Below are 12358 nucleotides of genomic sequence, written 5' to 3'. Positions count from 1 at the left end.
TTTGATCTCTCAACGAATCCCCTGCGGCAGAGTAGGGGCGAATATGGCAAAATTGACGACATGCCGAAGCATCGCCCGGCAGCCGGACGATCAGCCATTGTAGCGCTGGAACACAAGCGAAGCGTTTGTACCGCCGAAGCCGAAGGAATTGGAGAGCGCCACGTCGATCTGGCGGGAGCGAGGCTTGTTCGGCACCAGGTCGATCGCGGTTTCGCGCTCCGGGTTGTCGAGATTGATGGTCGCGGGCGCGACATTGTCCCTGATCGCAAGGATCGAAAAGATCGCTTCGGCGGCACCCGCCGCTCCCAGGAGATGGCCGATCGACGACTTGGTCGACGACATCGAAATCTTCGACGCGGCATTACCGACAAGCCGCTCGACTGCGCCGAGTTCGATCGTGTCGGCCATGGTCGAGGTGCCATGCGCGTTGATGTAGTCGACATCGGCGGGCGCAAGCCTGGCCCGGTTCAGCGCCGCGGTCATGCAACGGAAAGCGCCATCGCCGTCTTCAGCCGGTGCGGTGATGTGATAGGCATCGCCGGTGAGGCCGTAGCCGGTCACCTCGGCATAGATCTTGGCGCCACGCGCCTTGGCATGCTCGAGTTCTTCCAGCACCACAACGCCGGCGCCCTCGCCCATGACGAAGCCGTCGCGGTCACGGTCATAGGGACGCGATGCCGTTTGCGGCGTGTCATTTCGCTCGGTCGACAGCGCCCGGCAAGCAGCGAAACCGGCGATTGACAGCCTTGTCACCGGCGCCTCGGCACCGCCGGCGACCATGACGTCGGCATCGCCCCACATGATCAGGCGGGCCGCATCGCCAATGGCGTGCGCACCGGTCGAGCAGGCCGTGACCACGGCATGGTTCGGGCCTTTCAGCCCGTGCCGGATCGAAACCTGGCCGGAGACGAGATTGATGATCTGGCCGGGGATGAAGAAGGGGCTGATGCGGCGCGGACCGCGCTCCTTGAGGATTATCGCGTTCTCGGCAATGCCCTCGATGCCGCCGATGCCGGAACCGATGAGCACGCCTGTGGCGCATTGTTCTTCGTGGGTCTTGGGCTCCCAGCCGGAGTCCTTCAGCGCTTCGTCGGCGGCCGCAATCCCGTACAGGATGAAGTCGCCGATCTTGCGCAATTCCTTCGGCTCGAGCACGGCCTCGGGATTGAAGGTGGCATTGCTGCCGTCACCACGCGGAATGACGTGGGCGATCTTGCAGGCAAGATCCTCCACCTCGAACTCGGTGATGCGCTTGGCCGCGCTGCGGCCGGTCAGAAGTTCCTTCCAGCTGTGCTCGAAGCCCATGCCGAATGGCGACAACAACCCAAGGCCCGTGACGACGACACGCCTCATCGCAGGTCCTCCCCAGTGATGACTGCGGAAAGCGTCAGGCCGAAGCCTTGTCGATGTACTTCACCGCATCGCCGACGGTCAGGATGGTCTCGGCTGCGTCATCGGGAATTTCCACGCCGAACTCTTCTTCGAACGCCATGACGAGTTCGACCGTGTCGAGGCTGTCAGCGCCCAGATCATCGATGAAGCTCGCCTGCTCCGTCACTTTGTCGGCATCGACGCCAAGGTGCTCGATGACGATCTTCTTGACGCGCTCTGCGGTGTCACTCATTTGGGGCATCCTCGTCTTTTGTTTGTCTGTCTTCGTTAGCGGGCAGAATGCCGCTAATCAAGCTGAAAGATGGTCCTGCCGGAAACGCAACGGCCACGAACCGGTTTTTGCCCGAACCGCCGGGTTGCGGGCCGCATTACACGAAAAATGGCTGAGGTCCAAGGTGAAATGGTCTCTTTTCACAGGCCCGCCATATCCGTCAAATCATGGCCATGCCGCCATTGACATGGATGGTCTGGCCGGTGACGTAGGCGGCTTCGTTGGAGGCGAGGTAGGCGACGGCGGACGCCACTTCAGCACCCGTGCCCATGCGGCGCGTCGGTATCGCCGCCATGATCGCCTCTTTCTGCTTGTCGTTGAGCTTGTCGGTCATGGCCGATTCGATGAAGCCCGGAGCAACGCAGTTGACGGTGATGTTACGGGTAGCGATCTCCTGCGCCAGCGATTTGGAGAAGCCGATCATGCCGGCCTTTGAGGCGCAATAGTTGGCCTGGCCGGGATTGCCTGTCACGCCGACCACGGAGGTGATGTTGATGATGCGGCCATGGCGGCGGCGCATCATCGGATGGGTGAGTTCGCGCGTCAGCCGGAAAACGGCAGTCAGGTTGACCTCGAGCACTGAGTCCCAATCGGCGTCCGACATGCGCACGAACAGGCCGTCCTTGGTGATGCCGGCATTGTTGACCAGTATGTCGACGCCTTCGAGTTCGGCCTCCGCCTTCTGGCCGAGCGCCTTGACTTCGTCGCGGTTCGACAGATTGGCCGGAAACAGCTTGACCCGGTCGCCGAGTTCGCCTGCCAAGGCCTCCAGTTTCTCGATGCGGGTGCCGTGCAGGCCGACAATGGCGCCTTGCGCATGCAGCACGCGGGCAATCGCCTCACCGATGCCTCCGGATGCGCCGGTGACGAGCGCCTTGCGGCCGGTCAGTTCGAACATTTTCGTCTCCTGATCTGAGAAAACACCCTTCACACGGGTGGGGTCAAATCGCCAGTGGATTATGCGAATGTGGCCAGGGCGGCCTCGACATCGGCCGGCGTGCCGACGGCAGATGTCGCGATGTCGCGGTTGATGCGCCGTGCCAGGCCCGACAGCACCTTGCCGGCGCCGATCTCGTAAAGCGTGGTGACGCCGTTGGCGCCGAACCATTCTACCGTTTCGCGCCAGCGCACGCGGCCGGTGATCTGCTCGACCAGGCGCCGGGCGATCTCTTCGGGATCGCTGGTCGGGGTCACCGTGACGTTGGACAGCACAGGCACCGCCGGCGCATGCTTCGTCACACCGGCGAGCGCGTCGCGCATGATATTGGCCGCCGGCGCCATCAGCGCCGAATGGAAGGGTGCCGAGACCTGCAGCATCAGCGCCCGCTTGGCGCCCTTTTCGGTGCACAATTTGGCGGCCAGTTCGACTGCGGCCTTGGCGCCGGAAATGACCAGCTGGCCGCCGCCATTGTCGTTGGCGATCTGGCAGACCTTGCCGGAGCCTTGCGCAGCCTCGGTGCAAGTGGCTTCGACATCCGCCTGCTCCAGTCCGATGATGGCCGCCATGGCGCCTTCGCCGGCCGGCACAGCCGCCTGCATGGCATTGCCGCGAATGCGCAGCAACCGAGCCGCATCGGCGACGGAAACGAAACCGGCGGCGGCAAGGGCCGAATATTCGCCCAGCGAATGGCCGGCGACATAGGCGACCTTGTCCTTCAACGAGAAACCGCGCGCTTCCAGCGCCCTGATCGCCGCCAGCGAAACCGCCATCAGCGCCGGCTGCGCGTTGGCCGTCAGCGTCAAGGTCTCTTCCGGACCTTCCCATATCAGCTTCGACAGGTTTTCGCCGAGCGCGTCGTCGACTTCCTGGAAGACCCTGCGCGCCTCGGGAAAGGCGTCGGCGAGATCCTTGCCCATGCCGACAGCCTGGCTGCCTTGTCCCGGAAAGGTGAATGCGACGGCCATGCGTGGCTCCCGAAGACTGGTTTTACTTGACCTGATAACACGAATTTTCCCTGCCTGTGGCGCAAGGCAGGCCGCCAAGTCAAGCCCGGTTCAACCCGGCCCCAGTTCCGAACCGTACGCCGAGTGCCTGTTCCGAAAGGGCTTTTTGGCGATCACTCCTGATGAAAACCGCTCACGAATCGTTCGCTGGCTCTTCTTATTTCCGCCACAGGCGCTAGCTTTGCGTGACAATTATATGACAATCGCGTGACTTGGGTTGTCGCCGGGTGGGAAGTTAAAGTGGCAAAGAGTTCAAAACGCGCCAGCAAAGCTGCGCCTCAATTCCTGGAAGACGATCCGTCCACCGGCTATTTGCCGGGCCGGAGATGGCCGGTCGTCCGTTACGGGCTGATAAGCCTGGCGATCTCCGCCATCCTGGTGTTCGCCATCGAATTGATCGTGCGCGGTGACGTCGCCGGCACCGTTTTATTCTTCCTGCAGCCGCTCAAGCCGGGCTGGACCACCATCGTCGTGTTCGCGCTGATCCTCATCGGTCTCGACGCCGTTCTGGGACGCAGCCATCAGAGCCTGATGATCGTCGGGCCCTTGACGCTGGCGCTGGCCTTTGTCGGCCATCAGAAATCGCATTATCTCGGCGATCCGCTCTACCCGACTGACTTTCTCTACGCTCGCCAGATCTTCGCGCTGCTGCCGCTTCTGGTGCGTGACCGGCCGATGACCGCGCTCGCCATGGTCGCCGGCATCATCGCCGGCCTGTCGCTGCTCGTCTATGGCTGGCGGCTGTGGCGCCGCAAGGTTCCAGCGCTCAGCCACAAGGGCCGCCTTGCCCGGCTGACGCTGGCGGTGCCGCTGCTCGCCTTCTTCGTCTCGATCATGGACTATGCCACCTTCTCCTGGACCAGGGATCGGCTGCAGATCATCCCGATCATGTGGGACCAGAAGGAAAACTACGCCTCCAACGGCTTTGCGCTCGCCTTCGCGCTCAACGTGCCGATGGCGCATGTCTCGGCACCGCCGGGCTATACGGACAAGGCGATCAAGGCGATCGACCGGCCGCAGACGACGGCCTCGGTGCCCGATGAAAAGCCCGACATCATTATCGTCATGAGCGAATCCTTCTGGGATCCGACCAGGCTGCCCGGCGTCACCATCACGCCGGATCCCATTCCCACCGTGCGGGCATTGCGTTCCGGTTCGATGTTCTCGCCTGAATTCGGCGGCATGACCGCCAACATCGAATTCGAGGCGCTGACCGGCTTTTCCAACGCTTTCCTGCCGGCTGGCAGCATCCCCTACCAGCAATATGTGCGCACGCCGACGCCTTCCATGGCGACCTTCCTGAAAAGCGAGGGCTACAGCGCGCGTGCCATACATCCCGGCACCAACTGGTTCTGGAACCGTGGCGCGGTGTACGCCGATTTCGGCTTCAACGATTTCAAGTCGGAAGAGACGCTGCCGCCCATGGAAAAGCGCGGTCCGCTGGCATCCGACGCGGCGATGACGGACGAGATCATCCGCGAAGCCGACGCCAGCAACGACCCGGTGTTCTTCTTCGCGGTCAGCCTGCAAAACCATGGCCCCTATGAACCGAACCGCTATTACAACCCGACCCACGCGGTTCAGGCGCCGATCAGCCAGTGGGCGCGCGACTCGCTGTTGAGCTATGCGGAGGGTTCAGCCGACGCGGACCGGGGCCTTGAACGGCTGATCGAATGGGCCAAGAAGCGGGAGCGGCCGACGATTGTCGCCTTCTTCGGCGACCATCTGCCGCCGCTCGGGCCGGTCTATGTCGAGACCGGCTTCCTCAAGGACAATGTCGCGCCGCGCAAGGAGCCGACGCCGCAGGCCGCCCTTGACCATCACGAAACGCCACTGATCATCTGGTCGAACCGGTCCGGTCCGGTCGCGAACCTCGGCACGGTGAGCCCGGCATTCCTGCCCTATCATATCCTGACTGCCGCCGGCATCACCCATCCCTACTATACGGGCTTCCTGGGCGAGATGCGGGAGCGCTACCGCGTCGTCGACCGCAACCTGCTTCTGACCCCGGCCGGCGAGGCCACGCCCGACTGGTCGCGCCAGAAGGAGATCGACCCGGCGATCCGCGATTTCCGGCTCATCCAGTACGACATGATGTTCGGCAAGCGCCACGCGGCGCCCGACTTCTTCCCCGAGACGGTCGACAAGGGTGTCGCCCACACGAGTTGATCAGCCGACCCATCGGGTTCAGCCTGGACCTGGCGGAGCGAACACTCAATTCGTCAGTTGCAGCCTTGAGAACTTGTTGGCGATCTGCTGGAAAACGTCCGGCAGCTTGGCCGGGTCGTTGACGGCATAGTAGCCGCTCGGGTCCGAGGCACACGCACTGTAAAGCGCGCGGTTGGCGGCAGTGTCGGATTGCAGCACCATGGTGTAGATTTGCACGCCCTCGTTCTTCAATTGCGTGCAGACGCTTTTGGTCCAGCCGTCGACATTGCGCGCCGCGGCGGCCTGGTCGTCCGATCCGAAACGGCCACCCGCCAGATAACCATAGGATGTGTAATCGGACTTCGTCGGCTGTTCGCTGGCGCCATAGACGACGTTCTCGCCGTCGGTGAGCAACAGCACGATCTTGCTGATGCCGCTTGTCTTCCACGGCGCTGCATCGGTGTAGGGCGCGGCGGGCGACAGCACCCGCATGCCCCACGACAGGCCTTCGGAGACATTGGTTCCCGAACCGTTCCACTCGGTCATCTCGCTTGCTGCCTTGCGCAGCTTGTCGAAATCGTCGGTCAGGGGGACGATGGGTGTCGGGCAAGCGCGGTTCGGGCCGACGGTGATGGCGGAACCCGTCTCGGTGATGAGCTCCTTGGTCGGCGCAACGTATTTGGCCACCTTTTCCTTGGCACCCTTGTCGCCCGGTGGCACAGGGTCGGCCAGACTGCTGAGATCGATACCGAGACGGTTGCCTTTCAGTTTGGCGACCTTGGTGTTGTCGCTGACGTCGTCGAGATAGGAATTGTTGTAGTATTTGGCCGCATTGCCATAGGAGCTAGATGGCTTTTGGGCACCTTCCGGATCGTCCGGCGCAAAATACGGAACGAACAGCGTGTCGGGCTTGTCCGGGTCGGGTGGGGTATCGGAAATGTTATAAGCGCCCGGGCGCGCCTCGACACAGCCCTTCCATCCGGTGCCGTTCCATCCGGCCGCGGTCCATCCGGTGTCCTTGAGTTGCTTGAAAAGCGCCATATGATTGGGACGCTTGCCGTCGATGACGGGGAAATTGACGCCGTTGGTGGAAGACTTGCCGTCCATGTCGATCCAGGACGGGTCGAATTCATCGCCATTGACGTTGACGGCCGTGACGAACGGAACCAGGGAGGCGCGAATCTGGCGCGTCGGCGATTTTGTCGCCTCGAGTGTGTCCAGCAGGGACTTCGTTGCCGTCCTCAACGCCGTCATGCGGGCACCGGCCATCGAGCCGGTATTGTCCAGCACCAGCACGACTTCGAGCTGATTGTTCGATTCGACCGCCGAGGCATCGACGGCGATGTGTCTGTTCCGGCCGAACAGGAAACCGAAGTTCAAATTGACGTCGGCCGACGCAACCGCCTTGGTCTTGATGAAGTTGACGCCCCTGTCGACGGTCAGCGTCGCCTGCGCGTTGGCGAGTTCGCCATGCCCGGCGATGTTGGCCTGAAAATAGCGATCGAAGGCATCGGTGCGGCTAATGTCGAGGTCGCCGAGATGCGAGGAGGCAAGATTTGCGGCGTCGAGCGCGTTCTGCAGGTTGCTCTTGGCCCGCATGACGGTGGACACGTCGACCGCGAAGGCCACGGCCGACAGGATGGCCGGCAGCCCGAGCCCCATCAGCAGCGCGAAATTGCCGCTCTTCGAGCGCCCGAACCTGTTGAGAAGCATCCTTACCCCCGAAAATGCTTACCGCTTGATCTGCGCGGATCGCCCGGGTTTTTGCGCCTTCCATGATGAATCGACCGTTGACGGCGAGGGCGCAACCTGCACAACCTGACATTGTGGTTAAGGGCCGGTTGCCGGAAATCACCAGGCCATTCCGGCGCTGCCGCCTGATTTTCCGGCGCCCTGCGACATCGGGATCGCCGCCTGCCCTTGCCTTATCAGTGGATTGCTGTATAGACGCCGCCAATCTGCCGGTCCCAGCTGGGGGCTGAACGGAGGGCCGGAGGTTTTATCAAAGCCTTCGTGTGAAGCCAGAAGGGCTTCCGCCTCCCGTGTCTCCGCTCTCGACCGTCTCGTCATGCTCCTTTCTTCCCTGCCCCTTTAACCGGGACAAGCGGGTCAGAGAAGTTGCAGAGGCTTTTGCCGCCGGGAACCGGGAGAGAAACGAAGAAAGGCACGAAGACATAATGGCTCTTTACGAACATGTGTTTCTTGCCCGGCAGGACCTCTCGCAGCAGCAGGTCGATGCGCTTGTCGAACAGTACAAGGGCGTCATCTCCGCGAATGGCGGGTCCGTCGGCCGGGTCGAGAACTGGGGATTGAAGTCCCTCACCTACCGGGTCAACAAGAACCGGAAGGCCTACTACACGCTCATGGACCTCAATTGCCCGCCGGCAGCGCTCAACGAAATGGAGCGCCAGATGGGTCTGTCCGAGGACGTCCTGCGTTTCCTGACCATCAAGGTCGAGGCGCATGAGGAAGGTCCGTCGGCCATGATGCAGAAGCGCGAAGAGCGCTCCGAGCGCGGCAGCTTCGGCGACCGCGACCGTGGCGATCGTGGCCCGCGTTCGTTCGGCGACCGTGATCGCGGCGACCGTGGCGATCGTCCGCCGCGTTCGTTCGGCGACGCCGGTGGCGATCGTGGTCCGCGCCGTCCGCGCGAAGGCTTTGAAGGGGGTGCAGAATAATGATCGACATCAACCAGATCCCGACCCGGCGCCCGTTCCATCGTCGCCGCAAGACCTGCCCGTTCTCCGGCGCCAACGCGCCCAAGATCGACTACAAGGACGTGCGTCTGCTGCAGCGCTACATTTCCGAGCGCGGCAAGATCGTGCCGTCGCGCATCACCGCCGTCAGCCAGAAGAAGCAGCGTGAACTCGCCAAGGCGATCAAGCGCGCCCGTTTCCTCGGCCTGCTGCCCTACGTGGTCCGCTAATTCTCCCGAACGGGCGGTTCGCCGCCCGTTCCTCTCACCGGCCATGACGGGCATGACCGGTTCAGCCATCAAATCCCGAGTTGAGGTCAAGGCCTCTAACTGCCGCGACAGGCAGGACAGCGACACCGGCGCTCAAGGCGCTCAAGCTTCCTGACCTGTTCCCAGAGAATTCGGCGCCTGCCTTCATGGACGGACGCCAACCAAAAGGAACAAAACCATGGAAGTCATTCTTCTCGAACGCGTTTCCCGCCTCGGCCAGATGGGCGATACCGTCAAGGTCAAGGACGGCTTTGCCCGTAATTTCCTGCTGCCGCAAGGCAAGGCGCTGCGCGCCAACGAAGCCAACAAGAAGAAGTTCGAGGGCCAGCGCGCCCAGCTCGAGGCCCGCAATCTCGAGCGCAAGTCGGAAGCCAGCCAGGTCGCCGAAAAGCTCGACGGCAAGAGCTTCATCGCCGTGCGCTCCGCCGGTGAAACCGGCCAGCTCTACGGTTCGGTGTCGACGCGCGACATCGCCGAGCTGCTGACGGCGGAAGGTTTTTCGGTCAACCGCAACCAGATCCTGCTCAACCAGCCGATCAAGACCATCGGTCTCACCAATGTGGCGATCGCGCTGCATCCGGAAGTCGAAGTCACCGTCACGCTCAACATCGCCCGCACGGCCGACGAAGCCGAGCGCCAGGCCAAGGGCGAGACGCTGACCACCGCCGAAGCCATCTATGGCGACGACATCAACGACAATGCGCGGCCGGAAAACTTCTTCGATCCGAATGCCGAATTCGACGGCGGCGAAGACAACGCCTGATCGCGTACGGCAAGCGAGGGAGCAGCGCTCCGATCACTTTGTCTTAATCCAGCCGTTCTGGACCAATGCCCGGGCCTCTCGCCCGGGCATTTTTGTGCCAAAAGGAACTTTCCGAACCCCCATATATTGTTGCAGAATTAAGGCAGCCAGTCTGACCGTGAGGGGACATTTGGTTATGAACATTCTGCTGAAGCGCGTTCTCGACCGCCTGGTGCGCACGGGCAATCTCAAGGTAACCGGGCCAAAAGGCTTGACAGTCATCTTCGGCGACGGCACCGGCGAGCCGGTGCACATGCACATCAAGACCCGGCATGCCGAACGCGCCATCACCTTCGATCCGATGCTGGCGGTGCCTGAATCCTACATGGACGGCGAGCTCGACATTCTCGAAGGCGGCGTGCTCGGACTGATGCGCATCGCCTTCCAGAACATGGGCAGCGGCGGCATCGACGCGACCTGGTCGAAGGCCATCGAAGGCCTGCGCCACGCCTTCCGCCGCCTGCAGCAGATCAACACTGCCTCGCGCTCGCGCCGCAACGTGCAGCGTCACTACGATCTGTCGGGCGATCTCTACCGGCTCTTCCTCGACGAGGACATGCAGTATTCCTGCGCCTATTTCGAACAGCCAGATATGACGCTGGACGAAGCGCAGGCCGCCAAGAAGCGCCATATCGCCGCCAAGCTCAGGCTGAAGGCCGGCCAGACCGTGCTCGACATCGGCTCCGGCTGGGGCGGGCTCGGCCTCTATCTGGCCAAGGCGTTCGACGTCGACGTCCAGGGCGTGACGCTGTCGACCGAACAGCATGGCGTGGCCACCGATCGGGCGCATGCGCAAGGCCTGGAAAGCCACGTCCATTTCGAGCTGAAGGATTATCGCGAACTCAACGAACGCTTCGACCGCATCGTTTCGGTCGGCATGTTCGAACATGTCGGCGTCAACCACTTCCGCACCTTCTTCGACAAGGCGTCGACGCTGCTGAAGCCCGATGGCGTCATGCTGCTGCACACGATCGGCCGCTCCGGCGTGCCGTGGGCAACCAGCGCCTTCATCCGCAAGTATATTTTCCCGGGCGGCTACATACCCGCCATGTCGGAAGTGCTGCCGGCGATCGAGAAGTCCGGCCTCGTGGTTACCGACGTGGAGATTCTGCGGCTGCACTATGCCGACACGCTGAAGCACTGGGGCCAGCGCTTCGCCGCCAACCGCGACAAAGCCAAGGCCATCTACGACGAACGCTTCTGCCGCATGTGGGAATTCTATCTGGCCGCTTCGGAAGCCGCCTTCCGCTGGCAGGACCTGGTCATCTTCCAGTTCCAGATCGCCAAGAAGAACGACACGCTGCCGATGACCCGCGACTACATGGCCAAATGCGAAAAGGCCTTGGAGATGCGTGACTTGGGCCGCCGCGAGGCGGCTCCCGTCGAGAAGCCAGTCAAGCCCGCCCGCCGCCGCAAGGTGGCGGAGTAGACACGCCGTTCGCCATTGGCGCTTGCCATTCCCGGCCCATGCCCTGAAAAAGGCGTCGTGATCGTCGCGAGGCCTTTTTCATGACTTATCTCCTCTATGCCGCTGCGGCGCTCGCCGAGATCGCCGGCTGTTTTTCGGTATGGGCCTGGTGGCGGCTGGAAAGATCGCCCTTGTGGCTGGCTCCAGGCTTCGTCTCGCTGCTTTTGTTCGCCTGGCTTCTGGCGCTAGTCGACACCAATGCGGCGGGCCGCGCCTATGCCGCTTATGGCGGCATCTACATCGCCGCCTCGCTGGCTTGGCTGTGGCTGGTGGAAGGCGTGCGGCCCGACCGCTGGGATCTTGCTGGCGCCGCACTGTGCATAGCCGGCGCGTCGCTCATCGTGCTCGCTCCGCGAGGAGCATAGCGTGGAACTGCCGGCCCCTCTTCGACAAGCCGTCGATCGCATCCTGGAAAAAATCCCGCTGCCTGAGCTGAAGCAAGCGGCGAAAACCCTGTCGGACCGCTACCGCGCTGAACTGCGCGACGGCCGCCTGCACATGGCGCAGGACATGGCGGTCAAAGCCTATCTGGCGACGCGGCTGCCGGCGACCTATGCCGCGGTCCGCGCCAGTCTCGACGCACTGAACGCGACCCGGCCGGACTTCGAGCCGAAAGCCCTGCTCGATGTCGGCGCCGGTCCTGGTACGGTGCTTTGGGCCACCAACGATCTCTGGCCCGATCTCGAACAGGCTGTGCTGTTGGAAGCGAGTGCCGCGGTGCGCAAGGTCGGCGAGATGCTTGCCGCCGATGCCATCACAACCCGAACCATCTGGCGTGCCGGCGACGTCACGATAGACCTTGCCGATCTTCGGCCGGCGGACCTCGTCACTTGCGCCTATGTGCTGGACGAGATCGTGCCGGCATCGTTGCCCAAAATGGTCGACCGGCTGTGGCAGCTGACGACAGACACGCTGCTGATCGTCGAACCGGGCACGCCGGCGGGCTGGCAGCGCATCCTGGCGGTGCGTGCGCAGTTGATCGCCGCCGGGGCGCATCTGCTGGCGCCTTGTCCGCACGAGGCGCCCTGCCCGCTTACCCCACCCGACTGGTGCCACTTTTCCCGTCGCGTCGCCCGCTCGCGCCTGCACCGGCTGGCCAAGGACGCCGATGTTCCGTGGGAAGATGAGAAATTCATCTTTGTCGCCGCGTCGCGCCTGCCGGCCGCCTCGCACGCCGCGCGGGTCATCGCACCGCCGAAATCCGGTTCCGGCAAGGTTCTGCTCAAGCTTTGCCAGGAAGACGGCACGGCCACGGAGCAACTGTTCACCAAGCGTGACGGCGCCGACTTCAAGCTGGCCCGGCGGCTCGACTGGGGCGACAGACTGGTGTCCGAATAGAGCGCCACGGCACTCAGACAGCGCCGCCCA

General features: G+C 63.0%; 12 protein-coding genes. 7 read left to right on the top strand and 5 right to left on the bottom strand.

Annotated elements, in window-relative coordinates; translation table 11 throughout:
• Positions 1–90: 90 nt before the first annotated feature.
• The 4 genes from fabF to fabD all read right to left on the bottom strand — a co-directional run bounded on the left by fabF (position 91) and on the right by fabD (position 3568).
• A complete protein-coding gene (fabF, locus tag ACLGL5_RS19285; RefSeq protein WP_019857269.1) occupies positions 91–1353 on the bottom strand; it encodes a beta-ketoacyl-ACP synthase II in 1263 nt (420 codons plus the stop codon).
• A gap of 34 nt (positions 1354–1387) precedes the next feature.
• Complete coding sequence (locus tag ACLGL5_RS19280; RefSeq protein WP_006203723.1) at positions 1388–1624, bottom strand: acyl carrier protein; 237 nt, start codon at positions 1622–1624, stop codon at positions 1388–1390.
• A gap of 199 nt (positions 1625–1823) precedes the next feature.
• The gene (gene fabG, locus ACLGL5_RS19275; RefSeq protein WP_019857268.1) at positions 1824–2561 is read right to left on the bottom strand and encodes a 3-oxoacyl-[acyl-carrier-protein] reductase; all 738 of its coding nucleotides are present in this window, start codon (positions 2559–2561) and stop codon (positions 1824–1826) included.
• 59 nt (positions 2562–2620) lie between these two features.
• Complete coding sequence (gene fabD / locus ACLGL5_RS19270; protein WP_064984968.1) at positions 2621–3568, bottom strand: ACP S-malonyltransferase; 948 nt, start codon at positions 3566–3568, stop codon at positions 2621–2623.
• A gap of 279 nt (positions 3569–3847) precedes the next feature.
• On the opposite strand from fabD, the gene ACLGL5_RS19265 reads away from it, so the two are divergent.
• Positions 3848–5776 (top strand): LTA synthase family protein, encoded by a 1929-nt coding sequence (locus ACLGL5_RS19265; RefSeq protein ID WP_069091804.1) that lies wholly within the window; start codon positions 3848–3850, stop codon positions 5774–5776.
• Between the two features lie 45 nt (positions 5777–5821).
• Here ACLGL5_RS19265 and ACLGL5_RS19260 read toward each other — a convergent pair whose 3' ends face one another.
• On the bottom strand, positions 5822–7468 hold the full coding sequence (locus tag ACLGL5_RS19260; protein WP_069091803.1) for a pilus assembly protein: 1647 nt from the start codon (positions 7466–7468) through the stop codon (positions 5822–5824).
• Between the two features lie 464 nt (positions 7469–7932).
• Between ACLGL5_RS19260 and rpsF the strand changes: the two genes are divergently transcribed.
• The 6 genes from rpsF to ACLGL5_RS19230 all read left to right on the top strand — a co-directional run bounded on the left by rpsF (position 7933) and on the right by ACLGL5_RS19230 (position 12328).
• A complete protein-coding gene (rpsF, locus tag ACLGL5_RS19255) occupies positions 7933–8433 on the top strand; it encodes a 30S ribosomal protein S6 (RefSeq protein WP_010915168.1) in 501 nt (166 codons plus the stop codon).
• Positions 8433–8681, top strand: a complete 249-nt coding sequence (gene rpsR, locus ACLGL5_RS19250; RefSeq protein ID WP_069091802.1) for a 30S ribosomal protein S18 — start codon at positions 8433–8435, stop codon at positions 8679–8681. The genes rpsF and rpsR overlap by 1 nt, the downstream gene beginning before the upstream one ends.
• Before the next feature lie 217 nt (positions 8682–8898).
• Positions 8899–9483 carry a 50S ribosomal protein L9 gene (rplI, locus tag ACLGL5_RS19245; protein ID WP_010915167.1) on the top strand — a complete coding sequence of 195 codons (585 nt, stop codon included), beginning with the start codon at positions 8899–8901 and terminating at the stop codon, positions 9481–9483.
• Positions 9484–9658: 175 nt separating this feature from the next.
• The gene (locus ACLGL5_RS19240) at positions 9659–10951 is read left to right on the top strand and encodes a cyclopropane fatty acid synthase (RefSeq protein WP_038645716.1); all 1293 of its coding nucleotides are present in this window, start codon (positions 9659–9661) and stop codon (positions 10949–10951) included.
• An 80-nt stretch (positions 10952–11031) separates the two neighbouring features.
• Complete coding sequence (locus ACLGL5_RS19235; protein WP_038645713.1) at positions 11032–11355, top strand: YnfA family protein; 324 nt, start codon at positions 11032–11034, stop codon at positions 11353–11355.
• 1 nt (position 11356) lies between these two features.
• Entirely contained in the window at positions 11357–12328 is a 972-nt protein-coding gene (locus ACLGL5_RS19230) for a small ribosomal subunit Rsm22 family protein (RefSeq protein WP_069091801.1), read from the top strand.
• Positions 12329–12358: the final 30 nt, after the last annotated feature.

The organism is Mesorhizobium sp. U510 (genome assembly GCF_059180695.1).
The sequence above is the reverse complement of the archived record's forward strand: the minus strand, read 5'-3'. Positions and strand labels throughout refer to the sequence as shown.